This window comes from Citrobacter sp. Cy070 (assembly GCF_030332245.1).
GTDB classification, from domain to species: domain Bacteria; phylum Pseudomonadota; class Gammaproteobacteria; order Enterobacterales; family Enterobacteriaceae; genus Citrobacter; species Citrobacter youngae.
Map to the genome: position 1 here is coordinate 81,764 of NZ_JAOWIG010000088.1, position 25,971 is coordinate 107,734.

27 protein-coding genes and 1 pseudogene are annotated in these 25,971 nt (G+C 52.6%); 19 read left to right on the forward strand and 9 right to left on the reverse strand.

Translation table 11 applies throughout. From position 1 onward, the window contains the following. The first annotated feature begins 20 nt into the window (after positions 1-20). Positions 21-755: a phosphoadenosine phosphosulfate reductase gene (gene cysH / locus OGY19_RS19180; RefSeq protein ID WP_115601563.1), complete on the forward strand. Its 735-nt coding sequence runs from the start codon at positions 21-23 to the stop codon at positions 753-755. A 44-nt stretch (positions 756-799) separates the two neighbouring features. Here cysH and OGY19_RS19185 read toward each other — a convergent pair whose 3' ends face one another. Then, positions 800-1,843 carry an aminopeptidase gene (locus tag OGY19_RS19185; RefSeq protein ID WP_061068477.1) on the reverse strand — a complete coding sequence of 348 codons (1,044 nt, stop codon included), beginning with the start codon at positions 1,841-1,843 and terminating at the stop codon, positions 800-802. Between the two features lie 254 nt (positions 1,844-2,097). Between OGY19_RS19185 and cysD the strand changes: the two genes are divergently transcribed. The 12 genes from cysD (at position 2,098) to rpoS (ending at position 11,937) form a co-directional block, all read left to right on the forward strand. After that, entirely contained in the window at positions 2,098-3,006 is a 909-nt protein-coding gene (gene cysD, locus OGY19_RS19190; RefSeq protein WP_005130891.1) for a sulfate adenylyltransferase subunit CysD, read from the forward strand. Positions 3,007-3,015: 9 nt separating this feature from the next. Continuing rightward, positions 3,016-4,443: a sulfate adenylyltransferase subunit CysN gene (cysN, locus tag OGY19_RS19195; RefSeq protein ID WP_286597025.1), complete on the forward strand. Its 1,428-nt coding sequence runs from the start codon at positions 3,016-3,018 to the stop codon at positions 4,441-4,443. Further along, on the forward strand, positions 4,443-5,048 hold the full coding sequence (gene cysC / locus OGY19_RS19200) for an adenylyl-sulfate kinase (protein WP_048213061.1): 606 nt from the start codon (positions 4,443-4,445) through the stop codon (positions 5,046-5,048). The genes cysN and cysC overlap by 1 nt, the downstream gene beginning before the upstream one ends. Before the next feature lie 47 nt (positions 5,049-5,095). Beyond that, complete coding sequence (locus OGY19_RS19205) at positions 5,096-5,419, forward strand: DUF3561 family protein (protein WP_048213060.1); 324 nt, start codon at positions 5,096-5,098, stop codon at positions 5,417-5,419. Between the two features lie 215 nt (positions 5,420-5,634). Then, complete coding sequence (ftsB, locus tag OGY19_RS19210) at positions 5,635-5,946, forward strand: cell division protein FtsB (protein WP_003034163.1); 312 nt, start codon at positions 5,635-5,637, stop codon at positions 5,944-5,946. 18 nt (positions 5,947-5,964) lie between these two features. Then, positions 5,965-6,660, forward strand: a complete 696-nt coding sequence (gene ispD / locus OGY19_RS19215) for a 2-C-methyl-D-erythritol 4-phosphate cytidylyltransferase (protein ID WP_115601565.1) — start codon at positions 5,965-5,967, stop codon at positions 6,658-6,660. Between the two features lie 66 nt (positions 6,661-6,726). Beyond that, on the forward strand, positions 6,727-7,206 hold the full coding sequence (gene ispF / locus OGY19_RS19220) for a 2-C-methyl-D-erythritol 2,4-cyclodiphosphate synthase (protein WP_003034167.1): 480 nt from the start codon (positions 6,727-6,729) through the stop codon (positions 7,204-7,206). Beyond that, on the forward strand, positions 7,203-8,252 hold the full coding sequence (gene truD / locus OGY19_RS19225; RefSeq protein WP_115601566.1) for a tRNA pseudouridine(13) synthase TruD: 1,050 nt from the start codon (positions 7,203-7,205) through the stop codon (positions 8,250-8,252). Before ispF ends, truD begins: the two co-directional genes overlap by 4 nt. Continuing rightward, entirely contained in the window at positions 8,233-8,994 is a 762-nt protein-coding gene (surE, locus tag OGY19_RS19230) for a 5'/3'-nucleotidase SurE (RefSeq protein ID WP_003825728.1), read from the forward strand. Before truD ends, surE begins: the two co-directional genes overlap by 20 nt. Further along, positions 8,988-9,614: a protein-L-isoaspartate O-methyltransferase gene (locus tag OGY19_RS19235; protein ID WP_048213056.1), complete on the forward strand. Its 627-nt coding sequence runs from the start codon at positions 8,988-8,990 to the stop codon at positions 9,612-9,614. The genes surE and OGY19_RS19235 overlap by 7 nt, the downstream gene beginning before the upstream one ends. A 186-nt stretch (positions 9,615-9,800) precedes the next feature. Then, the gene (gene nlpD / locus OGY19_RS19240; RefSeq protein ID WP_306308092.1) at positions 9,801-10,883 is read left to right on the forward strand and encodes a murein hydrolase activator NlpD; all 1,083 of its coding nucleotides are present in this window, start codon (positions 9,801-9,803) and stop codon (positions 10,881-10,883) included. A gap of 61 nt (positions 10,884-10,944) precedes the next feature. Then, complete coding sequence (gene rpoS / locus OGY19_RS19245; RefSeq protein ID WP_000081498.1) at positions 10,945-11,937, forward strand: RNA polymerase sigma factor RpoS; 993 nt, start codon at positions 10,945-10,947, stop codon at positions 11,935-11,937. Positions 11,938-12,080: 143 nt separating this feature from the next. Here rpoS and OGY19_RS19250 read toward each other — a convergent pair whose 3' ends face one another. Continuing rightward, positions 12,081-12,485, reverse strand: coding sequence for a MarR family winged helix-turn-helix transcriptional regulator (locus OGY19_RS19250; protein ID WP_048213054.1), 405 nt, complete (start codon positions 12,483-12,485; stop codon positions 12,081-12,083). A 159-nt stretch (positions 12,486-12,644) separates the two neighbouring features. On the opposite strand from OGY19_RS19250, the gene OGY19_RS19255 reads away from it, so the two are divergent. Genes OGY19_RS19255 through OGY19_RS19265 form a run of 3 tightly spaced genes read left to right on the forward strand, consistent with a single transcriptional unit; the run spans position 12,645 to position 14,912 of the window. Next, complete coding sequence (locus OGY19_RS19255; protein ID WP_115601567.1) at positions 12,645-13,238, forward strand: non-oxidative hydroxyarylic acid decarboxylases subunit B; 594 nt, start codon at positions 12,645-12,647, stop codon at positions 13,236-13,238. Continuing rightward, a complete protein-coding gene (locus OGY19_RS19260) occupies positions 13,238-14,665 on the forward strand; it encodes a non-oxidative hydroxyarylic acid decarboxylases subunit C (RefSeq protein ID WP_061068472.1) in 1,428 nt (475 codons plus the stop codon). Before OGY19_RS19255 ends, OGY19_RS19260 begins: the two co-directional genes overlap by 1 nt. A 10-nt stretch (positions 14,666-14,675) precedes the next feature. Beyond that, on the forward strand, positions 14,676-14,912 hold the full coding sequence (locus OGY19_RS19265; protein ID WP_061068471.1) for a non-oxidative hydroxyarylic acid decarboxylases subunit D: 237 nt from the start codon (positions 14,676-14,678) through the stop codon (positions 14,910-14,912). A gap of 122 nt (positions 14,913-15,034) precedes the next feature. Here OGY19_RS19265 and mutS read toward each other — a convergent pair whose 3' ends face one another. Next, positions 15,035-17,596: a DNA mismatch repair protein MutS gene (gene mutS / locus OGY19_RS19270; protein WP_115601568.1), complete on the reverse strand. Its 2,562-nt coding sequence runs from the start codon at positions 17,594-17,596 to the stop codon at positions 15,035-15,037. 152 nt (positions 17,597-17,748) lie between these two features. On the opposite strand from mutS, the gene OGY19_RS19275 reads away from it, so the two are divergent. Together OGY19_RS19275 and OGY19_RS19280 are read left to right on the forward strand one after the other, a co-directional pair. Next, positions 17,749-17,991, forward strand: coding sequence for a DUF4102 domain-containing protein (locus tag OGY19_RS19275; protein WP_320337831.1), 243 nt, complete (start codon positions 17,749-17,751; stop codon positions 17,989-17,991). Positions 17,992-18,014: 23 nt separating this feature from the next. Next, positions 18,015-18,524, forward strand: a pseudogene (locus tag OGY19_RS19280) (transposase); the annotation flags it as partial. Between the two features lie 187 nt (positions 18,525-18,711). On the opposite strand, the gene sitD reads toward OGY19_RS19280, so the two are convergent. From sitD to OGY19_RS19310, 6 genes are all read right to left on the reverse strand, one after another. After that, positions 18,712-19,563 (reverse strand): iron/manganese ABC transporter permease subunit SitD, encoded by an 852-nt coding sequence (sitD, locus tag OGY19_RS19285; protein ID WP_048213041.1) that lies wholly within the window; start codon positions 19,561-19,563, stop codon positions 18,712-18,714. Continuing rightward, positions 19,554-20,417: an iron/manganese ABC transporter permease subunit SitC gene (gene sitC / locus OGY19_RS19290; RefSeq protein ID WP_115601569.1), complete on the reverse strand. Its 864-nt coding sequence runs from the start codon at positions 20,415-20,417 to the stop codon at positions 19,554-19,556. The genes sitD and sitC overlap by 10 nt, the downstream gene beginning before the upstream one ends. Before the next feature lie 2 nt (positions 20,418-20,419). Beyond that, positions 20,420-21,235: an iron/manganese ABC transporter ATP-binding protein SitB gene (sitB, locus tag OGY19_RS19295; RefSeq protein ID WP_048213039.1), complete on the reverse strand. Its 816-nt coding sequence runs from the start codon at positions 21,233-21,235 to the stop codon at positions 20,420-20,422. After that, entirely contained in the window at positions 21,232-22,149 is a 918-nt protein-coding gene (locus tag OGY19_RS19300; protein WP_048213038.1) for a metal ABC transporter substrate-binding protein, read from the reverse strand. Before OGY19_RS19300 ends, sitB begins: the two co-directional genes overlap by 4 nt. Before the next feature lie 182 nt (positions 22,150-22,331). Next, positions 22,332-23,105 carry an SGNH/GDSL hydrolase family protein gene (locus tag OGY19_RS19305; protein ID WP_061068468.1) on the reverse strand — a complete coding sequence of 258 codons (774 nt, stop codon included), beginning with the start codon at positions 23,103-23,105 and terminating at the stop codon, positions 22,332-22,334. Between the two features lie 10 nt (positions 23,106-23,115). Beyond that, complete coding sequence (locus OGY19_RS19310) at positions 23,116-24,156, reverse strand: porin (RefSeq protein ID WP_061068467.1); 1,041 nt, start codon at positions 24,154-24,156, stop codon at positions 23,116-23,118. A 406-nt stretch (positions 24,157-24,562) separates the two neighbouring features. Between OGY19_RS19310 and OGY19_RS19315 the strand changes: the two genes are divergently transcribed. Then, entirely contained in the window at positions 24,563-25,933 is a 1,371-nt protein-coding gene (locus OGY19_RS19315) for a class-II fumarase/aspartase family protein (RefSeq protein ID WP_061068466.1), read from the forward strand. Positions 25,934-25,971 lie beyond the last annotated feature (38 nt).

Below are 25,971 nucleotides of genomic sequence, written 5' to 3' on the forward strand. Positions count from 1 at the left end.
AGGCACACAGTGAGGAACTTATGTCCCAACTCGATCTAAACATGCTGAATGAACTGCCGAAAGTCGAACGCGTATTAGCACTGGCAGAAACCAACGCCGAACTGGAAAAACTGAGTGCCGAGGATCGTGTGGCGTGGGCGCTGGAAAACCTGCCCGGCGAATATGTTCTGTCATCAAGCTTCGGTATTCAGGCGGCGGTCAGCCTGCATCTGGTGAACCAGGTTCGCCCGGATATCCCGGTGATCCTGACCGATACCGGTTATCTGTTCCCGGAAACCTACCAGTTTATTGACGAGTTAACTGACAAACTCAAGCTGAATCTCCAGGTTTATCGCGCGAAAGAGAGCGCTGCCTGGCAGGAAGCACGCTACGGCAAGCTGTGGGAGCAGGGCGTTGAGGGCATTGAGAAATACAATGACATCAACAAGGTTGAGCCGATGAACCGGGCGCTGAAAGAACTCAACGCGCAAACCTGGTTTGCCGGTCTGCGCCGCGAACAGTCCGGTAGCCGTGCACATTTACCGGTATTGGCTATTCAGCGTGGCGTATTTAAAGTGCTGCCGATTATCGACTGGGACAACCGTACGGTATACCAGTATCTGCAAAAACACGGTCTGAAGTATCATCCACTGTGGGATCAAGGCTATCTGTCAGTCGGCGATACCCATACCACCCGCAAATGGGAGCCGGGGATGGCGGAAGAAGAGACGCGGTTCTTTGGGCTGAAAAGAGAGTGCGGGCTGCACGAAGGGTAACGGCTAAAAGCCCGGTAACGTTTACATTTTACCGGGCTTCTTCTTCAGGATTTACCTGCTTTCGCCAGTTCTTTTACCAGCGGCAGCATGATGCGTACGACGTCGCGGCTGCGATGTTCAATCCGGCCTGGAAGCGCTTTATCAATATGCTGCTGGTTGTCCAGACGCACGTCGTGCCAGCTGTTACCTGCGGGGAAAGAGGCGGTTTTAGCGCGTTGCTGATAGCCGTCTTTTTTACCCAGGTTCCAGTTGGTTGCTTCTACCGAGAGCACGGCGATTCCCGCTTTGTCGAAGACCTCGGCATCGTTACAACATCCGGTTCCTTTCGGATAGTCTTTGTTCAGGCCCGGGTTGGTACTGGCGACGATACCGCGGCTGTGTGCAATTGCCAGCGCCCGGTCGCGCGTCAGTTTTCGTACGGCTTCCGGGGTTCTTTTCCCACTATTGAAGTAGAGCTTATCCCCGACGATCAGGTTATCGAGGTTGATAACCAGCAGCGTATTTTTCTTCTCAGCCGCACTCATGCGCTTGAGGATATTTTCTGCGCCGAGTTTGCCTTCTTCCTCGCCGCTGGTGGCGATAAACCGAATGCCGTACTGTGTCGGCACATTTTTAAGTTTTTCAGCCAATTCCAGCATGACACCCAAACCTGCGGCGTTATCGTCGATGCCCTGTAAGGTTAACCCGCCCAGATTAGCATCGGAATCGGCATCGCTCAGCGCGGCGTAAGTGTCGAGGTGTGCCATGATAATAATCTGCTGCGGCGCTTTGCCTTCATGCGCTGCAATGACGGTGCTGCCCGTAACGTTATGCCAGTTCTTACGGTTGTCTTTGGCGGTATAAACATAACGGCTATTAAACGTTCGAATATCACTGCGATAGCCCATCTGCTGAAATTGCTGACGTAAATAATCAGCAGATAGCATTTCTGCCGGAGAGCCCGTCACGCGGCCAGGGAAGAATGTTGCGATATATCGGGCCTGAGTATTTGCGATATCTCCAGGTCTGGAGGATGTTGCCTGTGCAGGAAGGATAAAACACGCGCCGAGCGCCATGGCAGCAATAAGGTGGCGCGTTGCGGAAAACATAATGAGTCCTTAAATACCAAGCAGAAATTTTCAGCCGCTAGTATGAAACTGTGATCGAGGTAAAACAATTTCATTTGCTCCTAAATGCCCGAAATCCGGCGGCTTAAGCACTTTTTGAACTTTGCTTTTCCAAATCGTTATTCCTTTGAGGAACTACTCATTCCAATTCGTAATTTCATTCGCTCTCTTGCCCTCCCTATAGTCAGGTTATCTGAACTTCGTTAGCAAAATAACGGCAATACATAGGAACGGTTATGGATCAAAAACGACTTACCCACCTGCGGCAACTGGAAGCGGAGAGCATCCATATCATTCGTGAGGTGGCCGCCGAGTTTTCGAATCCGGTGATGATGTATTCCATCGGCAAGGATTCCAGCGTAATGCTGCATCTGGCGCGCAAAGCGTTTTATCCTGGTTCACTGCCGTTTCCTCTGCTACACGTTGATACCGGCTGGAAATTCAGCGAGATGTATGAGTTTCGTGACCGTACGGCAAAAGCCTACGGCTGCGAACTTCTGGTGCATAAAAACCCGGAAGGGGTGGCGATGGGCATCAACCCGTTTGTCCATGGTAGCGCCAAGCATACCGACATTATGAAAACCGAGGGGTTGAAGCAGGCGCTGAACAAATACGGTTTTGACGCAGCATTCGGTGGCGCACGCCGTGATGAAGAGAAATCGCGCGCGAAAGAGCGCATCTATTCCTTCCGCGATCGTTTTCATCGCTGGGACCCGAAAAACCAGCGTCCGGAGCTGTGGCATAACTACAACGGCCAGATTAACAAAGGCGAAAGCATTCGCGTATTCCCGCTTTCTAACTGGACGGAACAGGATATTTGGCAGTACATCTGGCTGGAGAACATCGACATTGTTCCGCTGTACCTTGCCGCAGAGCGTCCGGTGCTTGAGCGCGATGGCATGTTGATGATGATTGATGACGACAGAATCGATCTGCAACCCGGTGAAGTGATTAAAAAACGCATGGTGCGTTTCCGCACGCTCGGCTGCTGGCCGCTCACTGGCGCGGTGGAGTCAGACGCGCAGACGCTGCCGGAAATTATCGAAGAGATGCTGGTCTCAACCACCAGTGAACGTCAGGGGCGCGTGATTGACCGCGACCAGGCGGGCTCCATGGAGCTGAAGAAACGTCAGGGGTATTTCTAAGGAGCCGCCATGAATACGACACTTGCACAACAAATTGCTAATGAAGGCGGCGTTGAAGCCTGGATGGTTGCCCAGCAACACAAAAGTCTGCTGCGCTTTTTAACCTGCGGTAGCGTGGATGACGGGAAAAGTACCCTGATTGGACGTTTGTTGCATGATACCCGACAGATCTACGAAGATCAGCTTTCATCGCTGCACAATGACAGTAAACGTCACGGTACCCAGGGCGAAAAGCTCGATTTGGCGTTATTGGTTGATGGCTTGCAGGCCGAGCGTGAGCAGGGCATCACCATCGACGTGGCTTACCGTTATTTCTCTACCGAGAAGCGTAAATTTATTATTGCGGATACCCCCGGCCATGAGCAGTACACCCGCAATATGGCAACCGGTGCGTCGACCTGCGATCTGGCGATCCTGCTGATCGATGCACGTAAAGGTGTGCTGGATCAGACGCGTCGTCACAGCTTTATCTCCACGCTGTTGGGAATAAAACATCTGATCGTTGCGATCAACAAAATGGATCTGGTGGATTTTAGCGAAGAGACATTTAACCGGATTCGTGAAGATTATCTGACCTTTGCAGAGCAGTTGCCGGGCAACCTGGATATCCGTTTTGTACCGCTTTCAGCACTGGAAGGTGACAACGTGGCGTCGCAAAGTTTCAGCATGCCGTGGTACAGCGGCCCGACGCTGCTGGAAGTGCTTGAAACTGTTGAAATCCAGCGCGTTGTCGATACTCAGCCGATGCGATTCCCGGTGCAGTATGTGAACCGCCCAAATCTTGATTTTCGTGGTTATGCCGGAACGCTGGCCTCCGGTAGTGTGAAGGTGGGACAGCGCGTCAAAGTGCTACCGTCCGGCGTTGAGTCCAGCGTAGCGCGGATCGTGACCTTCGATGGCGACTTGCAGGAAGCGCATGCAGGGGAAGCGATCACCCTGGTGCTGAAAGATGAGATCGATATCAGCCGTGGCGACCTGTTACTTGATGCCGGTGAAGCGTTGCCAGCGGTACAAAGCGCTGCCGTTGATGTGGTGTGGATAGCGGAACAACCGTTGTCGCCAGGGCAGAGCTATGACATCAAAGTGGCGGGCAAGAAGACGCGTGCGCGTGTTGATAGCGTGGAGTATCAGGTCGATATTAATAACCTTACCCAACGTGACGTTGAAGTGCTGCCGCTAAACGGCATCGGCCTGGTTAATCTGACCTTTGATGAACCGCTGGTGCTGGATACCTATCAGCATAATCCGGTCACGGGCGGCCTGATTATCATTGACCGTCTGACTAACGTTACCGTCGGGGCTGGACTGGTACGCGAGCCGATCGTCCAGGAGCAGGCCACGACATCCCAGTTCAGCGCGTTTGAGCTGGAGCTTAATGCGCTGGTGCGTCGCCATTTCCCACACTGGGGTGCGCGCGATCTGCTGGGAGGAAAATAATGGCGCTGCATGACGAAAACGTCGTCTGGCATGCCCATCCTGTTACGCCGCAACAGCGGGAGCAACACCATGGGCATCGTGGTGTTGTGCTGTGGTTCACCGGACTCTCTGGTTCGGGTAAATCCACGGTGGCGGGAGCGCTGGAAGAAGCGTTGCACAAGCTGGGGGTTAGCACTTATCTGCTGGATGGCGATAACGTGCGCCACGGTCTGTGTAGCGATCTTGGATTTAGCGATGCCGATCGTAAGGAGAATATTCGTCGGGTTGGTGAGGTGGCTAACCTGATGGTGGATGCGGGCCTTGTGGTGTTGACCGCCTTTATTTCACCGCATCGCGCCGAGCGCAAAATGGTTCGTGAGCGGGTTGGCGAAGGGCGTTTTATAGAGGTGTTTGTCGATACGCCGCTGGCGACCTGTGAATCACGTGATCCAAAAGGGCTGTATAAAAAAGCGCGGGCGGGTGAGTTGCGCAATTTTACTGGCATTGACTCGGTATACGAAGCGCCTGAATCGCCAGAAATTCATCTTGATGGTGAACAATTGGTAACAAATTTGGTACCCCAATTATTAGACCTGCTGAGGCAGGAAGATATTATCAGATCCTGAGACACCCGAGCTCACATGCCCGGTCAGTCACGGTCACAGGATTAGATATGCGTAACAGCCATAACATTACTATTACAGAGTCAGATACCTTCGCCGCCGACGACGAAACCACCTGGTCACTACCGGGGGCCGTGGTCGGTTTTATTGCGTGGTTGTTGGCGCTGGGATTCCCGTGTCTGATGTATGGCCCTAATACACTGTTTTTTTTCATTTATACCTGGCCCTTTTTCCTCGCGTTGCTGCCCGTCGCCATTGTGGCGGGTATTGCCCTGCATTCGCTTATGCAGGGACGGCTGCTGCTAAGCGTTACGTTTACCCTGCTGGTGGTCGGGTCGATGTTTGGCGCATTGTTCCTGTGGCTGCTGGGCTAGGTTCACTTCCCTTTTTTCATGGTGAGTGGTGCCGCATAACGGCAGCTCTAATTCAAACCGTAACCAACAATGAGATTATGTTCTCCTTACACGGGGTATACGTAACAACGGGCAAATGTGGTACATTTGCCCGCGTTGTCGCGGCATTCCCGACCGTTGATGTAAAGTTGTCTGCGGAAGTTATGGGATGTTAATGCCGTTTTTCAGGGGGCAGGATGGGTAAACTAACGCTGCTGTTGCTGGCTTTATTAGTCTGGCTGCAGTATTCGCTGTGGTTCGGTAAGAACGGCATACATGACTATAGTCGCGTCAACGATGATGTTGCTGCGCAGCAAGCTACAAACGCGAAACTTAAAGCGCGTAACGATCAGCTCTTTGCTGAAATTGACGATCTCAATGGCGGACAAGAGGCTATTGAGGAGCGTGCGCGCAACGAACTCAGTATGACTAAGCCGGGCGAAACCTTTTATCGTCTGGTGCCTGACGCGTCTAAACGTGCTCAGACTGCAGGGCAAAACAATCGATAAACCGTCCAGGGATTTAACATGGCAGCCACTTTATTGGACGTTTGCGCCGTGGTGCCGGCTGCCGGGTTTGGCCGCCGAATGCAAACAGAGTGTCCTAAGCAGTATCTCTCTATTGGCAATAAAACCATTCTTGAACACTCGGTGGATGCGCTGCTGGCTCATCCCCGGGTGACGCGAGTAGTCATCGCTATCAGCTCAGGCGACAGTCGCTTTGCCCAACTTCCACTTGCTGTGCACCCGCAAATTACCGTAGTGGATGGCGGCAACGAGCGTGCTGATTCTGTCCTTGCCGGTTTGCAAGCCGCAGGGGAGGCTCAGTGGGTACTGGTGCATGATGCCGCGCGGCCATGTCTGCATCAGGATGATTTAGCCCGCTTACTGGCAATAAGTGAAGCCAGCCGTATCGGCGGTATCCTGGCGGCTCCCGTACGCGACACAATGAAACGTGCCGAGCCTGGTAAGACCGAGATTGCTCATACGGTCGAACGCACCGATTTATGGCACGCGTTGACGCCGCAGTTTTTCCCACGCGAGCTGTTGCACGACTGCCTGACGCGAGCGCTCAACGAAGGCGCAACCATTACGGATGAGGCTTCGGCACTGGAATATTGCGGCTTTCATCCGCTGCTGGTCGAAGGACGCGCTGACAACATTAAAGTCACCCGCCCGGAAGATCTGGCGCTGGCGGAATTTTATCTGACCCGAACTATCTAGACACCTCATCCTTCACGCTGCAACGAGGCAGCTTGCAGGATGTTGTGTATACCAGGAGAAGACATAATGCGAATTGGACACGGTTTCGACGTACACGCTTTTGGCGGCGTTGGCCCAATTATCATTGGTGGTGTGCGCATTCCGTATGAAAAAGGTTTGCTGGCGCATTCTGATGGTGATGTAGCGTTACACGCGCTAACCGATGCTCTGCTGGGCGCGGCTGCGCTGGGGGATATCGGTAAACTATTCCCGGACACCGACCCGGCCTTTAAAGGTGCAGATAGTCGTGAATTATTGCGTGAAGCCTGGCGGCGTATTCAGGCCAAAGGCTATACGCTTGGTAATGTGGATGTGACAATTATTGCCCAGGCGCCGAAGATGCTGCCGCACATTCCACAAATGCGTGTGTTTATTGCCGAAGACCTCGGCTGCCATATGGATGATGTTAACGTGAAAGCGACCACCACGGAAAAACTCGGTTTTACCGGGCGTGGGGAAGGGATTGCTTGTGAAGCGGTGGCGTTACTCATTAAGGCAACGAAATGACTGCGTTTGAAGATCTGACGTATCTCCATGGCAAACCACAAGGCCATGGCGTTCTGAAAGCGAATCCGGAAGACTTTGTCGTCGTCGAAGATTTAGGCTTTGAACCCGATGGCGAAGGCGAGCACATTTTGGTGCGTATCCTGAAAAACGGCTGTAACACCCGTTTTGTGGCTGACGCGCTGGCGAAATTCCTGAAAATTCATGCCCGGGAAGTCAGCTTTGCTGGCCAGAAAGACAAGCATGCGGTCACGGAACAGTGGCTGTGTGCGCGTGTGCCGGGCAATGCGATGCCTGATTTAAGCAAATTTGAGCTTGAAGGCTGTAAAGTGCTGGAGTACGCGCGCCACAAGCGTAAGCTGCGTTTAGGGGCGCTGAAAGGCAACGCGTTTACGCTGGTGCTGCGTGAAGTGAGCGAGCGAAATGATGTTGAAGCGCGTTTGCAGGCAATTAACGAGCGCGGCGTTCCGAACTATTTTGGCGCTCAGCGTTTTGGTATCGGCGGCAGCAACCTGCAAGGGGCGCTGCGCTGGGCGCAAAGCGATGCGCCGGTGCGCGATCGCAATAAACGCAGTTTTTGGTTGTCGGCGGCCCGTAGCGCGTTGTTTAATCAGATAGTCAGTGAACGCCTGAAAAAAACAGACTTTAATCAAGTTGTTGACGGCGATGCGCTACAATTGTCGGGACGCGGAAGCTGGTTTGTCGCCACACAGGAAGAACAAACTGAATTACAGCGTCGCGTCGATGAGAAAGAATTGATGATAACAGCGGCATTGCCGGGCAGCGGTGAGTGGGGAACTCAACGCGATGCGCTGGCGTTTGAAGAAGCCGCTATTGCTGACGAAACCGCGCTGCAGTCTCTGTTATTGCGCGAGAAAGTCGACGCGTCGCGCCGCGCTATGTTGCTGTATCCACAACAATTAAGCTGGAACTGGTGGGATGACGTAACCGTTGAGTTGCGCTTCTGGCTACCGGCAGGTAGCTTCGCCACCAGTGTTGTAAGGGAACTTATTAACACAATGGGTGATTATGCGTATATTGCTGAGTAACGATGATGGGGTCCACGCGCCCGGTATACAAACGCTGGCGAAAGCGCTGCGTGAGTTTGCTGACGTACAGGTGGTTGCCCCGGATCGTAACCGCAGTGGCGCGTCTAACTCGCTGACGCTGGAGTCTTCACTTCGCACGTTTACCTATGATAATGGCGATATCGCTGTACAAATGGGGACACCCACCGACTGCGTCTATCTGGGCGTGAACGCATTAATGCGTCCGCGTCCGGACATTGTCGTTTCTGGTATTAACGCGGGTCCTAATCTGGGTGATGATGTTATCTATTCTGGTACCGTGGCGGCGGCGATGGAAGGTCGTCATCTGGGGTTCCCTGCGCTGGCGGTCTCACTCGATGGGCATAAACACTACGATACTGCTGCCGCAGTAACCTGCCGGATTTTACGCGCGTTAAGCCGCGAACCGCTGCGCACCGGTCGCATTCTGAATATCAACGTGCCGGACTTACCCCTGGATCAGATCAAAGGTATTCGCGTTACCCGCTGCGGCAGCCGCCATCCGGCGGATCAGGTGATTCCACAGCAGGACCCCCGCGGCAATACGCTGTACTGGATCGGACCACCGGGCGAAAAATGCGATGCCGGTCCGGATACGGATTTTGCTGCCGTTGATGAAGGTTATGTTTCCATCACGCCGCTGCATGTCGATTTAACCGCATATGGCGCGCATGAGGTGGTTTCTGACTGGTTAGACAGCGTGGGAGCCGACACGCAATGGTAAGCAGACGCGTACACACTCTTCTTGAACAATTACGTGCGCAGGGCATCAGAGATGAGCATGTCCTGGATGCGCTCGCCGCCGTGCCGCGTGAAAAGTTCGTTGATGAGGCGTTTGAACATAAGGCCTGGGATAATATCGCCCTGCCGATTGGCCAGGGGCAGACCATCTCACAGCCCTATATGGTGGCTCGCATGACCGAGCTGCTGGAGCTAACGCCGCAGTCTCGGGTGCTGGAAATTGGTACCGGCTCTGGCTACCAGACGGCGATCCTGGCTCATCTGGTGCAGCACGTGTGCTCTGTTGAGCGCATTAAAGGTTTGCAATGGCAGGCGCGTCGTCGCCTGAAACAGCTTGATTTACATAATGTTTCGACCCGTCATGGTGATGGATGGCAAGGCTGGCAGGCGCGAGCGCCGTTTGACGCTATCATTGTGACGGCAGCACCGCCTGAGATCCCAACGGCATTGATGATGCAGTTGGATGAAGGCGGCATTCTCGTCTTGCCCGTGGGCGATGAGCACCAGTTTTTGAAACGGGTGCGTCGTCGGGGAGGCGAATTTATTATCGACACCGTGGAGGCCGTACGCTTTGTTCCCTTAGTCAAAGGGGAGCTGGCGTAGCTAACGCTGCTGAATACCTGGAGTTTTCCTGGATATTCTGGAATTAGTAAGCGTATCGTGGTCACGTTTTCCAGTGTCCAGTCCGATGCCTTGCACGGTGATTACGTCACTGGGTATTAACCAAATTTTCCTGGGGGATAAATGAGCGCGGGAAGCCACAAATTTACCGTTCGCCGCATGGCGGCATTGTCACTGGTTTCGTTATGGCTGGCAGGTTGTTCAAACACCTCGAATCCACCAGCGCCGGTCAGCTCTGTTGGCGGCAATGCATCATCGAACACCAGCTCCGGCATGCTGATCACGCCTCCACCAAAAATGGGATCAACGGCGACAGTACAACAAACGCCACAGATCCAACCGGTGCAACGCCCGGCGACTCAGCCAACACAGGTTCAGCCGGTTGCAGAACAGCCTGTCCAGATGGAAAACGGGCGGATTGTGTACAATCGTCAGTATGGGAATATTCCGAAAGGTAGCTATACGGGTGGCAGTACCTATACTGTTAAGAAAGGCGACACGCTTTTCTATATTGCCTGGATTACCGGGAACGATTTCCGTGACCTCGCACAACGCAATAACGTTCCGGCCCCGTATGGCCTGAATGTCGGACAAACTCTGCAAGTGGGCAACGCGTCGGGTGCACCGATTACCGGTGGTAATGCCATCACCCAGGCGGATGCAGCACAGCAAGGAGTTGTGACCAACCCTGCACAAAATTCCACCGTTGCTGTTGCTTCGAAACCAACAATTACGTATTCTGAGGATTCAGGTGAACAAAGTGCTAACAAAATGTTGCCGAACAACAAGCCTGCTGGGACCGTCGTCACAGCGCCTGTAACGGCTCCGGCAGTTAGTGCAACCGAATCGACTGCAAGCTCAACTTCTACCAGTTCGCCGATTTCTACCTGGCGCTGGCCGACTGACGGCAAAGTGATCGAAAACTTCGCAGCTACCGAAGGTGGCAATAAAGGGATCGACATTGCAGGCAGCAAAGGACAGGCTATTGTCGCGACCGCAGATGGACGCGTCGTATATGCCGGTAATGCGCTGCGTGGTTACGGTAATCTTATTATCATCAAACACAACGATGATTACCTGAGTGCCTACGCCCATAACGATACAATGCTGGTCCGGGAACAACAAGAAATCAAGGCGGGGCAGAAGATAGCTACCATGGGTAGCACCGGAACCAGTTCTACACGCTTGCATTTTGAAATTCGTTACAAGGGGAAATCCGTAAACCCGCTGCGCTATTTACCGCAGCGATAATTCGGCGGAACCAGGCTTTCACGTGCTAGTTCCGTTAGGGATCACGGGTAGGAGCCACCTTATGAGTCAGAATACGCTGAAAGTTCATGATTTAAATGAAGATGCGGAATTTGATGAGAACGGAGTAGAGGCTTTTGATGAGAAAGCCTTGAGTGAAGAGGAACCCAGTGATAACGACCTGGCTGAAGAAGAGCTGTTATCGCAGGGGGCCACACAGCGTGTGTTGGACGCGACTCAGCTTTACCTTGGTGAGATTGGTTATTCGCCACTGTTAACAGCCGAAGAAGAAGTTTATTTTGCGCGTCGCGCACTGCGTGGAGATGTCGCTTCTCGCCGCCGCATGATTGAAAGTAACCTGCGTCTGGTGGTGAAAATTGCTCGTCGTTATGGCAATCGTGGTCTGGCATTGCTGGACCTGATTGAAGAGGGCAATCTGGGGCTTATCCGTGCCGTCGAGAAGTTTGACCCTGAGCGCGGGTTCCGCTTCTCAACATACGCAACCTGGTGGATCCGCCAGACGATCGAACGGGCGATTATGAATCAAACCCGTACGATCCGACTGCCGATTCACATTGTAAAAGAGCTGAATGTCTATCTGCGTACCGCGCGTGAGTTGTCGCATAAACTGGACCACGAACCGAGCGCAGAAGAGATTGCGGAACAACTGGATAAACCGGTTGATGACGTCAGCCGTATGCTCCGACTCAACGAGCGCATTACTTCGGTAGACACCCCGCTGGGTGGCGATTCCGAAAAAGCGTTGCTGGATATTCTGGCCGACGAAAAGGAAAACGGTCCGGAAGACACCACGCAAGACGATGATATGAAACAGAGCATCGTCAAATGGTTGTTCGAACTGAACGCCAAACAGCGTGAGGTGCTGGCACGTCGTTTTGGTCTGCTGGGGTACGAAGCTGCGACACTGGAAGATGTGGGCCGTGAAATTGGCCTGACCCGTGAACGTGTTCGTCAGATTCAGGTTGAAGGCCTGCGTCGTCTGCGTGAAATCCTGCAGACACAGGGGCTGAATATCGAAGCGCTGTTCCGCGAGTAAGCACAAGTTCTATCAAGAAAGGCCAGTCTCGGTGAGGCTGGCCTTTTTCTTTGTTTGTTGCCTGATGGCACAGCGTTTATCAGGCTCTACGGAGAGCAGGGCTTTGTGGGCCGGATAAGACGTTTACGTCGCCATCCGGTAAATCAGTTCATCATCTTACGCACCAACTGCGTAAACTGTTCGCGCTCTTCCCCGCTAAGTCGGCCCAGAAACTCATCATCCACGCTATCTCCCAATGGGGTTGCGCTGGCCAGTAACGCTTCTCCTTGCGCGGTCAAATAAACAAACCGTCGACGCTTATCCGCCGGGTCGTGCTCACGCCTGACCAGATTGCGTTTTTCCATCCGGCTCAGCATTTCCGCAAGCGTCGCCTTGGTACAGACTGCAGCCTCGGTCAGGGTAACCTGCTCAATGCCGGGCTGTTCAGCGATGGCCCGCATCACTGCGTACTGAGGTTTGGTCAGTTCCGGTAATGCATGCTGCCAGCGAGCCGTATGCTTTTGAAAAAGCTGACGTAGTAAGTGAAACGCGGTATTTCGTAACTCCATGGGAACTCCGGGCAAACGATCGGTCTCTATCATAGCGGGTAACGCGTGATTTTTTAATAAGCGCGACTTTAGCTATCTGTGCCAGGTGTCCTTGCCCGGAGTCGGTTGTGGGAGTATGTTATGCAAAATGTTCGTACACGAACAATGTTGAGAGGTTGAATGAGACTCATCGTAGGAATGACCGGGGCAACGGGAGCGCCGCTTGGTGTGGCGCTACTACAAGCGCTGCGGCAAATGCCGGAAGTGGAAACGCATCTGGTGTTATCGAAGTGGGCTAAAACGACGATTGAGCTCGAAACGCCGTACAGCGTTAACGATGTGTCTGCGCTGGCGAACTACTGCCACCATCCGGCGGACCAGGCAGCGAGTATTTCCTCTGGCTCGTTTCGCACTGACGGCATGATCATTATCCCCTGCAGCATGAAAACCCTGGCCGGTATTCGCGCAGGCTACGCGGAAGGCCTGGTGGGGCGCGCCGCTGATGTGGTGCTGAAAGAAGGGCGCAAGCTGGTGCTGGTTCCGCGTGAAATGCCGCTGAGCACCATTCATCTGGAAAATATGCTCGCACTTTCCCGTATGGGCGTCGCAATGGTTCCGCCGATGCCCGCGTTTTACAACCATCCGCAAACGGTCGATGACATTACGCAGCACATTGTCGCTCGCGTTCTCGATCAGTTTGGTCTGGAACACCCAAACGCCCGTCGCTGGCAGGGGTTACGGCAGGCGCAGAATTTTTTACAGGAGAATGAGTAATGGCATTTGATGATTTGCGTAGCTTTTTGCAGGCGCTGGACGACCAGGGACAATTGCTGAAAATCAGTGAAGAAGTGAACGCCGAACCGGATTTAGCAGCGGCTGCCAATGCCACCGGACGTATTGGCGACGGGGCGCCTGCGCTGTGGTTTGACAACATTCGTGGATTTACCGATGCCCGTGTGGCAATGAACACTATCGGCTCCTGGCAGAACCATGCAATCTCGTTGGGTTTACCACCGAATACGCCGGTGAAAAAACAGATCGATGAATTCATTCGCCGCTGGGATAAATTTCCGGTTACGCCGGAGCGTCGTGCCAACCCGGCGTGGGCGGAAAACAGCGTCGACGGTGACGATATCAACCTGTTTGATATTCTGCCGCTGTTTCGTCTGAACGATGGCGACGGTGGTTTCTACCTTGATAAAGCCTGCGTGGTTTCGCGCGATCCGCTGGATGTCGACAATTTCGGCAAGCAGAACGTCGGTATTTACCGTATGGAAGTAAAAGGCAAGCGTAAACTGGGCCTGCAACCGGTGCCGATGCACGATATTGCGCTGCACCTGCATAAGGCTGAAGAGCGCGGCGAGGATCTACCGATTGCGATCACCCTTGGCAACGATCCGATCATCACTCTGATGGGGGCAACGCCGCTGAAGTACGATCAATCTGAATACGAAATGGCGGGGGCGCTACGAGAAAGCCCGTACCCGATCGCCACCGCACCGCTCACCGGTTTTGACGTACCGTGGGGTTCAGAAGTGATCCTCGAAGGGGTCATTGAAAGCCGCAAGCGTGAAATAGAAGGGCCATTTGGTGAATTTACCGGGCACTACTCTGGCGGGCGCAACATGACTGTGGTGCGCATTGATAAAGTCTCTTATCGCAGTAAACCTATTTTTGAATCGCTGTATCTCGGGATGCCGTGGACGGAAATCGACTATCTGATGGGGCCAGCAACCTGCGTACCGCTGTATCAACAGTTGAAGGCAGAATTTCCGGAAGTGCAGGCGGTGAACGCCATGTACACCCACGGTTTGCTGGCGATTATCTCCACCAAAAAACGTTACGGCGGCTTTGCCCGTGCGGTAGGGTTGCGGGCGATGACCACGCCGCACGGTCTGGGTTACGTGAAAATGGTGATTATGGTTGATGAGGATGTTGATCCGTTCAACTTACCGCAGGTGATGTGGGCGCTGTCGTCGAAGGTTAATCCGGCGGGGGATCTGGTGCAATTGCCGAATATGTCGGTGCTGGAGCTTGATCCGGGTTCCAGTCCGGCGGGGATTACCGACAAGTTAATTATTGATGCTACCACGCCGGTCGCGCCGGATAACCGTGGGCACTACAGCCAGCCGGTATGTGATTTACCGGAAACGAAAGCCTGGGCTGAAAAGCTGACCGCCATGCTGGCTAACCGTAAATAAGGAGTTGCAGATGATTTGTCCACGTTGTGCCGATGAACATATTGAAGTGATGGCGAATTCGCCGGTAAAAGGCGTCTGGACGGTATATCAGTGCCAGCATTGTCTGTACACCTGGCGTAATACTGAACCGCTACGTCGCACCAGCCGTGAGCACTACCCGCAGGCGTTTCGCATGACGCAGAAGGATATTGATGAAGCACCGATGGTGCCAAGTATCCCCCCGCTGTTGGCGGAAGATAAGCGCTAATCAAAAATGCAGGTGAGGCGAAGCCCCGCCCGGTAAATTTGCCCGATGGCGCTGTGCTTATCGGGCCTACAAATCAGGCCGTAGGCCGGATGAGGCGGAGCCGTCATCCGGCACCACGAGCATTACACCAGACTCTTCAACCGATAGATCCACTCCAGCGCCTGGCGCGGCGTCAGCGAATCCGGGTCAATATTCTCCAGTGCTTCAACGGCAGGTGATGTCTCTTCCGGTGCACTGAGCAGTGACATCTGCGTCCCATCAACCTGCGTTGCCGCGGCGTTTGGCGTGATGCTTTCCAGCTCGCGCAGTTTTTGCCGTGCGCGTTTGATAACCTCTTTCGGAACGCCAGCCAGTGCCGCGACCGCCAGACCATAGCTCTTACTCGCCGCGCCATCCTGTACGCTGTGCATAAAGGCGATGGTATCGCCATGCTCTAACGCATCCAGATGTACGTTCGCTACGCCTTCCATTTTTTCCGGTAACTGAGTCAGTTCGAAGTAGTGGGTAGCAAACAGCGTGAGTGCTTTGATTTTATTCGCCAGATTTTCAGCACAAGCCCAGGCCAGAGATAAACCGTCATAGGTTGAGGTCCCGCGCCCAATCTCATCCATCAGCACCAGGCTGTTCTCAGTGGCGTTATGCAGAATATTGGCCGTTTCGGTCATTTCTACCATGAAGGTTGAACGACCGGATGCGAGGTCATCCGCTGCGCCCACACGGGTAAAGATACGGTCGATTGGACCTATATCTACCTTTTGTGCCGGCACATAGCTACCGATGTAGGCCAGCAATGCAATCAGCGCGGTCTGGCGCATATAGGTGCTTTTACCGCCCATATTTGGCCCGGTGATAATCAGCATCCGCCGCTGCGGGGAAAGGTTAAGTGGGTTGGCGATAAACGGTTCACTCAGCACCTGTTCCACCACCGGATGACGACCCTCTGCAATACGGATACCGGGCTTATCGCTGAATGTCGGGCAGGTGTAGTTCAGGGTATAAGCGCGTTCGGCCAGGTTGACCAGCACGTCAAGCTCTGCCAGTGCGCTGGCGCTCTGCTGTAAATCAGCCAGATGCGGCAACAGCATGTCGAACAGCTCGTCATACAGCTGTTTTTCCAGTGCCAGCGCTTTGCCTTTTGAGGTCAGAACTTTGTCTTCGTACTCTTTCAGCTCAGGAATAATGTAGCGCTCGGCATTTTTCAGCGTCTGACGGCGTACGTAGTTAATCGGTGCCAGATGACTCTGCCCACGGCTGATCTGAATGTAGTAACCGTGGACGGCGTTAAATCCAACTTTCAATGTGTCCAGGCCGGTGCGCTCGCGCTCGCGGATCTCCAGTCTGTCCAGATAATCGGTTGCGCCATCAGCCAGCGCTCGCCATTCGTCCAGCTCTTCGTTATAGCCCGGTGCGATAACGCCACCGTCGCGTACCAGCACTGGCGGGGCATCAACCACGGCACGCTCCAGCAGTTCACGCAGTTCCGTGAACTCGCCCATTTTCTCGCGCAGCATCTGTACGGGAGCGCTGTTTACGTTTTCCAGTTGAGTGCGCAGTTCCGGTAATTGCTGGAAGGCGTGACGCATCCGCGCCAGATCGCGTGGGCGCGCGGTACGCAGTGCCAGACGTGCCAGAATACGTTCCAGATCGCCCACCTGACGTAGTACGGGTTGCAATTCGCTGGTGGAATCCTGCAGCGCGCCGATGGTCTGCTGGCGCTCGATCAGTATCTGCGTATCGCGGACTGGCATATGCAGCCAGCGTTTGAGCATACGGCTACCCATTGGCGTCACGGTGCAATCGAGCACCGATGCCAGCGTGTTTTCTACGCCACCGGCCAGGTTCTGGGTAATTTCCAGATTGCGGCGCGTGGCGGCATCCATAATGATGCTGTCCTGCTGGCGTTCCATGGTGATGGAGCGAATATGTGGCAGTGAGGTGCGCTGGGTATCTTTTACATATTGCAGCAGGCAGCCGGCAGCGCATAATCCACGCGGCGCGTTTTCCACACCAAAGCCAATCAGATCCCGTGTGCCAAACTGCAGGTTTAACTGCTGGCGGGCGGTATCAATTTCAAACTCCCACAGCGGACGACGACGCAGGCCGCGACGGCCTTCGATCAGCGACGTTTCTGCGAAATCCTCGGCATACAGCAATTCGGCAGGATTGGTGCGCTGTAGTTCCGCAGCCATCGTCTCACGGTCTGCGGGTTCACTGACGCGAAAACGCCCGGAGCTGATGTCCAGTGTGGCGTAGCCAAAGCCTTTACTGTCCTGCCAGACGGCGGCCAGCAGGTTGTCCTGACGTTCCTGTAAAAGTGCTTCATCGCTGATGGTGCCCGGTGTGACGATGCGTACCACTTTGCGTTCAACCGGCCCTTTGCTGGTTGCTGGATCGCCAATCTGCTCGCAAATAGCGACAGATTCCCCCTGGTTGACCAGCTTAGCGAGGTAGTTTTCCACCGCATGGTGGGGAATGCCCGCCATCGGGATGGGCTCGCCTGCCGATGCGCCACGTTTGGTCAGCGAGATATCGAGCAGCTGCGACGCACGTTTCGCGTCGTCATAAAACAGTTCGTAAAAGTCGCCCATGCGGTAAAACAGCAGGATCTCCGGGTGCTGAGCCTTCAGCTTGAGATACTGCTGCATCATGGGGGTGTGAGAGTCTAGATTTTCTATTGTACTCATTGGAGTGTGATGTCCATATTTCTTAATTTTTAATGAGTTAGTGAATTTTATGGTTATCATTAGGTTTCACGTTGTCTCATCGAATATCATGAAATCCTACAGTTAATAGTAGGAATTCATGACTGCATAAGGTGCATGATAACGGAGTCTTTATGGTAGTAAAACAAGAGGGAAAGCCACTTTCGTTTAAAGCGGTAAAAATGATGAAGCCTGGTGGCAAAGATGAGGCTGACGTGGGCGAAAATCGTGGTTTAGGTCTCTCATGTGGTGCCACCGGGATGAAGTCTTTTTCCTACCGTTACGCGAGTCCCCGACTGGTAAACTTGTTCAGTTTAAAATTGGTAACTTTCCACAACTTCTCTCGTTTGCTGCACGTTTTAAACTCCACGAATTAAAGCTTCTCCGTCGGGCCTGCCGGAGTCTGAACCAGAACTGGTCTATCGACTTTATGCCTGATACCCAGGTCTGTGGCCGTCGTTTTCGCACGTTCAATGTCGTTGATGACTTTAACCGTGAGGCGTTGTCGATTGAAATCGAACTGAATCAGCCAGCTCTGCGCGTGGTCCGTGTGCTCGACAGGATCGCGGCAAATCGCGGCGATCCGGTCACGCTACGCATGGATAATGGTCCGGAATTTATCTCACTGGCACTGGCTGAATGGACAGAGAAACATGCAGTAAAACTGGAGTTTATCCAGCCGGGTAAGCCGACACAGAACGCTTTTATTGAGCGCTTTAACCGAACATACCGTACAGAAATACCCGATTTTTATCTGTTCAGAATGCTGAATGAAGTGCGGGAAATCACGGAGAAATGGTTATCTGAATATAACTGTGAACGCCCGCATGAATCACTGAACAATATGACACCGGAGGAATACCGACAGCACTATTATCTGGCCGGGATCTCAAAAAATGCCTGGAACTAAAACGGGTCTATTTACACCACACCCCAATGTACCATTGAAGTGTGGCTGGTGAAGTTTGTATCAAATTACTCATTCATTTCGTGGTTGCTCTTTTTTATCTTATTGAATATCGATAATACCCGTCAGGATGCGGAAACGAGGTTTTAGAGGCATAAGCATCATTAGCTGACATATCATGAAGCATTATTTATACATCATGCAGCTGAAGTTGATTCTCTAAACGCCGATCGCGCAGCGTTGAATAAATAAAGGTGATGACAAACAGCAGGGAAAATAAAACGACTATGGTCGGCGCGGGGGCACTGTCGATGAAAAATGACAGGTATACACCCAGAAATGACGTTGCAACCGATATGGCGGTAGCCAGTAATAATGCCTGGGCGAACCTGCGCGTCATTAAAATCGCAATCGCACCGGGGGCAATCAGCAAGGAGATCGACAAAATAATACCTACCGACTTTAGCGTCGCGACGATAGTCAGGGCTATCATACACAGCAGACCATAATGCAGCAGTGTGGTGTTAAGACCGCTGGCCTTTGCCTGGTGCGGATCGAACGCATGCAGTAGCAGATCTTTCCATTTAAGCCCGATGATAAGCGCTATCCCCAAAGCGATAACCGCAGTCTGCGCAATGTCGCCCAGCGAAACGCCCAGCATGTCACCGAACAAAATATGGTCCAGATGAATTTCAGACTGGATTGACACATACAGCACCAGTCCGGCGCCAAACATACCGGAAAAGACGATCCCCATCAGGGTATCGCGCTTGATACGGCTATTATCGTCAAGATACCCGGTGGCGACCGCGCAGAACAATCCGGCGACAAAAGCGCCAATCGCCAGCGGAATACCCGCAATCCAGGCCAGTACAATCCCCGGAAAGACCGCATGGCTCATGGCATCCCCCATCAGCGCCCAACCTTTCAACACCAAAAATACCGACAGCAGCGCGCAGGGGACGGCGACGATAACGGAGATGGTCAGCGCGTTGACCATAAAGCTGAACTGAAAGGGTTCCAGTAATGTGGTTAAGAACATGAGGACTCCTTGTTCACCTGCCGGGCGCGGCGGCGATTCGCCAGCAGACCGTGTTTGGGGGCGAAGACAAACGCCAGCAGGAACAGCAGCGTTTGCAGTACGACGATAATTCCGCCGGTTGCGCCGTCCAGCCAGTAGCTCAGCCAGGCGCCAGAAAAGCTGGTCAGGCTACCGATAGCTACCGCGATAGTGAGTAGGCGTGGAAAACGATCGGTCAACAGCCAGGCTGTGGCGCCGGGTGTGACCACCAGGCAAATCACCAGAAAAGCGCCGACGGTTTGCAGTGCAGCAACGGTGGAAACGGAGAGCAAGGTAAAAAACAGCAGTTTTAAACGCCCCGGATTCAGACCAATAGAGCGTGCATGGTTTTCATCGAAAAAGACCACCATCAGGTCTTTCCACTTCAGCAGCAGGATAGTCAGTGAGATGACGCCGATGATCGCCAGTTGCAAAATATCTTCCGGCGCAATCGCCAGCACGTTACCGAGAATAATGGTCTGGATGTTCACCGACATCGGATTGAGCGACACCATAAACAGCCCGATACCGAAGAAAGAGGAAAATATCAGTCCGATAATCGCATCTTCTTTCAGGCGTGAGCGCTGATTGAGAAACAGCATACTGCCCGCAGCCAGTCCCCCGGAGAGAAATGCCCCCAGCGCGAAGGGAAGCCCTAACATATATGCCCCGGCAACACCGGGGACGATGGAATGCGATAGCGCATCGCCAATAAGCGACCAGCCTTTGAGCATCAGGTAGCATGAGAGGAACGCGCACAGGCCGCCGACCATCGCCGAAACCCACATGGCGTTGAGCATGTACTGGTAACCAAAGGCTTCTGTCAGCCAGTTCATGACTATTCCCCCTCGCGTGCCGCGCGGCGCGAAATAAACGGGCGCTCATCATCGGTAATCACATGCTGCTCACCCCCACTCAATGCGACGTGACGCAGAACGCCGCTAAATGCCTGTTCAAGGTTCTCGGTGGTAAAGGTGGTGTCAGTTGGACCGCTTGCCAGCACGGTGCCTTTAATCATTACCGTGTAATCACAAAACTCGGTGACCGAGCCCAGGTTATGGGTGGAGACCAGCATGGTTCGGCCCTCATCACGCAATTCGCGCAGCAGGTCGATGATACGGGCCTCGGTTTTTACATCCACGCCGGTGAAGGGTTCATCCAGTAAAATGACCTGCCCATCTTGTGCAATGGCCCTTGCCAGGAAAACGCGTTTTTTCTGCCCACCGGAAAGTTCACCAATCTGGCGATGGCGATATTCCAGCATATCGACCCGCGCCAGTGCAGCATCCACGCAGGCGTGATCGTGCGCCTTTGGCCGACGCAGCCAGCCCATATGGCCAAAACGTCCCATCATGACCACATCTTCCACCAGTACCGGAAATGACCAGTCCACCTCTTCAGACTGGGGCACATAAGCAATCAGATTCTGTTTTAGCGCCTTGTTGACCGGCTGTTGCAGGATAGAGATTTCCCCCTGTGCCAGCCGGACAAACCCCATCAACGCCTTAAACAGTGTTGATTTCCCGGAACCGTTGACACCAACCAGTGCGGCAATCGAGCCGCCCGGAACCTGAAACGTGGCATCCCGCAGTGCAGTGTGGCCGTTGCGATACGTCACCGTAACCTGATTCACGGTAATCGCAGATTGACTCATGGTTGACTCCCAAGGCCGTTATTGATGCCGTTAACAATGGTTTGTGTGGTGACGCGCAGTAGATCCAGATAGGTCGGGACCGGGCCGTCGGCAGCGCTGAGTGAATCGACGTACAGCACGCCGCCGTAATGTGCGCCAGACTCCCGGGCTACCTGCCGCGCGGGTTTGTCGGACACGGTACTTTCGCTAAATACCGTGGGGATCTGATGCGCACGTAAGGTATCGATCACCTTGCGTACCTGCTTCGGCGTACCTTGTTGATCGGCGTTGATCGGCCATAAGTACAGTTCTTTCAGGTCGTTATCGCGCGCCAGATAGGAGAACGCCCCTTCGCTAGTGACCAGCCAGCGTTTATCGGCAGGAATTTTGGCAAGTTCGGCCTGGAGCGGCGCGAGCGTTTGCTGAATTTCTGCTTTATAGCGATCGGCATTCTTCTGGTAGGTCGCTGCGTTTTCCGGGTCATATTTCATTAACGCATCGCGAATGTTATCCACGTAAATCAGTGCGTTGTCTGCTGACATCCAGGCATGCGGATTGGGTTTTCCATTGTATGGCCCTTCGCTGATGCCCATCGGTTTTACGCCGTTTGAGACCATCACTTCCGGTACGCCGGACAGATGTTGGTAGAAGCGGGTAAACCAGAGTTCCAGATTGAGACCATTAGAGAGAATTAACTGCGCGCCCTGCGCCCGCTTAATGTCGCCTGGCGTGGGCTGGTATTCGTGAATCTCTGCCCCGGGTTTGGTGATTGAACTGACGTCTGCCGCATCGCCTGCCACATTGCTTGCCATATCAGCAATGATCGTAAACGTCGTGATGACCTTGAACTTTTCTTTCGCCCAGGCAGGCGACAGCGTAAGTGCCGTCAACAGGCTGGCAAGGAGAACTGACTTCAGACGAGGCAGATGCGGCATAGTATCCCTCACAACAAAGTGGTTAATTTATCATCGAATATAGCCTTTGCTATGTTATATAGCACATGGCATAAATAAATGAAAATAATTCTTATTTGCGTAGGGTGCTAAGGAATAGATGGGGGATAATGTGTTTTACGCCGGTACGATTGCCGGCGTGTTGGGAACGAATAACCCGGTGATTATGACTTTTGGAACTCGGTGACGGTTTCCCATGCTACCTGTTGTAACACTTTGGCGGTGGCTGGGGTCATGTCCGTATCAACAGGGAGCGCGCCGCCGACTGGAGACTGGTTATACAGGGTAGCGAAGAATACGCAGGCAGCGAGATACGTTCCAGAAATCGAAGGATGTACACCATCATGATAATACAGGTTAATTTCTGGGTGCGTTTTACGTGCTTTCTCGAAAGCCAGACCTACCGGAGCCACATATCCCCCCGTTTTTTGCGCAATCGAGATATAAGCATCTGCCAGTTTTTGGCTATCTTCGGGTTTGTCTTTTTTCGGCCAGGTCATGAAATAGACAACTTTTGCACCGGCTTTATGCGCCATCTCAGCCATTTGGGTTGCAGAGTCCACGAAGTTTTGTCGGGTACTTTCTTTCTTTGAAATCGTTTCTGTTGAGTTCCCCTGCAGGATGACGACATCCCATTTCTGTAGCGTGTTCTGATAGCGCATATTCTCAATTTGCCAGCCTAAATGACCGCTGGAAATCGTGATCCCCCGATACTTATAGCCTTTGGCATGGTCTGGCAGTAGGGACTGCGTTAAATCCCGCAGGCGGGTATTAATATTATTGTTATAGAAAGTGAAAGAGTTACCATAAAGCGCGACAATTTTATTCTCGCCATCCATTTTCGCATGTGCGGAAGGTGCTAATAACGTATCCGCGTGAGCACAGAGACTACTTAATGCGAGGGTCGTCGCTGCGGCAAGCAATGTTATCTTTTTCATTTTTTATCTCTTAGAAATCATAACGGAGCCCAACGATGAGCGCATCATCATTGGTTTTTTTGTTCTTACTGGCGAACTCTTTATCGTAAGTAAATGATAACCACGTATCTTCAGCCAATGTTAATTGCGCTTCAGCACGCCAGTCTTCTTTTTCAGCAATATCTTTACCATCTTCATTTAAAAAACTATATCCGGTGAGAACCTTGACGGTGCCAAAATTGTAGGAAATGAGTGAATCCATCCCTTTATAATTATTATCGCTTTTGTTATCGCGAGAAATAGAAGTACGCAATGCGGTTACCGCGACTTCATAGGCTTTATAGCTGAGTTGTAATCCTCCCATAATTTGATCGTTTTGATTACGCCCATCGGTGGTCACTACGCCATCCTGTCGTTTGTAACGACTGGCCGCTATCGCAGGTGTAATCCTAAAATCGCCAAATTTGAAAGACTTACGATAGCTGGCCATTGCCCCGTAATCCAGCGCTTCGTTATCACTGTTGCCGTTACCGGAGACCCATGCCAGCTGGATTTCGTTACCGGCAAATTTGGCGTTCCACTGAACGGTGCCGTCCTGTCGGTTGAACTGGTAAGAATCATCAATGGTTGTAATACCATAGCTGTAGATATTGGGGGTGAAGTTTTTATACTTATCGGTCATTTTCATCACCTGATACAACGGGTTCTTGGTTCTCCCGGTGATCAGCTCGCCCCATGTTTTATTTGACAGGCCGACATAGGAATAACGGGCCTCCATATCGCTTTCACCGGTATTGTTATCATTTTTTTCGGTACGCACCTGCCATTCCAGGCGCCCCACGATTTTAGTTTCTGGCAGAAGGTCCAGATCCCGGGTGAGATAAATACCGACACGGCCACCCAGATCGCTTCGGCTTTCGCTACCAGCAAATGAATTCTGGCCACTCGCAATTTTTCCCTCAACGCGGCCATAAATATCCAGCGTATTTCCGTCCTTATTATAGACGTTTAAGGCGAACGCCGAGGAACTCATACCCATTAGTAATATTAGTGAATAATTTTTTAGCTTCATGTCATCCCTCAAACTTGCATTAATTTCCTGACCATAAAATAAAGTTCACAGCGGGATAATTGTTTGTGGAAAAGGAATGGCAGCGGTATGGGAATCATTTTTTCTCGTAATGAAATGTGATTATTCACGCATAAATATCTCTATTTTTGCTATTATATTAATGGTTCTAATATTTTATGAACGATTCTTTTGAAATATTACGGCTATTTGATCTACATTTTAAAAATTACTGTGAAGTGCATCGCATTTCTACTGGATAGAAAAGCTGAAAATGGGAAAGTTGTATTCTCATAATTATTTTTGGGGTGGGAATACTATTTTCCCCTATAAATTGGCAGACAGATCCCGCAAAATTGATTAATCACATTTTCGATTATCACGCATTCATTGGCCGGAGAGGCGCTGTATGTACGGGAAGCAAACAACGGTATTTGATTCTGACCTTTATTCATCATTGTTCACTCAGGCCAGGATGCGGGAAATATGGTCTGACGACAATCTGCTGCGTTGTTGGTTGCGCTTTGAGGCGACGGTCGCTCGCGTGCAAAGTGAGTTGGGGATTATCCCTGAACAGGCGGCCGTTGAAATTGAACAAACCTGTCGGGAAATACAGATAGACTGGCCAGCGCTGGCGCAGGAAACACAGACGGTCGGCATGGCGATAAAACCGCTGATCGATCAGATCTCCGCCAGCGGAACGCCGCTGGTAAGTCAGTTTCTGCATTGGGGATGCACCACTCAGGATTTACTCGACTCAGGCATGGCGATGAGATTGCAGCAAACGCTGCGGCTATTGCGTGAGCAATTGCTTGATGTTGGCGAAACCATGAAAACGATGGCGTTACGACATGCTCGTACGGTAATGGTTGCTCGCACCAATTCGGTGGATGCCTCTGCAACGACGTGGGGGCTGCATGTTTGCAGTTATCTGGCGGAGATAAACCGCCACCTGACAAGGCTCCAGCAGCTGTATCCGCGCGCCGTTACCGGACTCTTTGGCGGTGCGGTGGGCAACCTGGCTTCTGTGGGCGAGCAGGGAATGGAAACGCGCAAGCGGCTGATGTTAGCGCTGGGTCTGAACGTGCCCTGCGGGATTAATAATGCCAGCCAGGATGCGGTTGTTGAGGTTGTGCAGTTTTTTGCTCTTATCCACGGCACGCTGTGTCGCCTGGCTAACGATGTCGAAACCATGGGACGCACGCCGATTGCCGAAGTGCTTGAAGGAGAAGGCGGCGGCGGGTCAAGCACGATGCCGCACAAAGTGAATCCGCGCGCCAGTAACATGATGCAAACGTTGGCAAGGATGGGGTGGATGTATGCTTCCGGCGCGCCAGCAATGCTGGATCAACAGGATGTGCGAGCCGCCTCAATGCGGGTACTGAACTGGACGATCCTCCCGGAGGCCTCTAATGCGTTATCGACCAGCCTGATGCGCGCAAAAAATCTGCTTTCGCATCTCATTGTTAATGAAGAGAAGATGCGCGCTAATTTTGACTGCTCGAAGCACTTTATTATGTCGGAATCGCTGACGATGAAACTTGCCGCCAAAATTGGCAGAGAGTCCGCTTATAACCTGGTGAAAAACCTGCTGAAGCATGCAACCGGCGAGCACAGCTTCATGGAGATCGTACAGGCTAGCCCGGAAATCCGCGCGTCATTGTCTGTGGCAGAAATTACCGCCGCCTGTGAGCCGCTGTCATATATCGGGGCTAACGATGCGCTCATTGCGGAAACAATTGCTGAGTTCGATCGCGTGAAAACCGCAGAGATTGCCTGATTCGTCATGCTGCCGGGCGGGATAACTCTCCTGGCGGC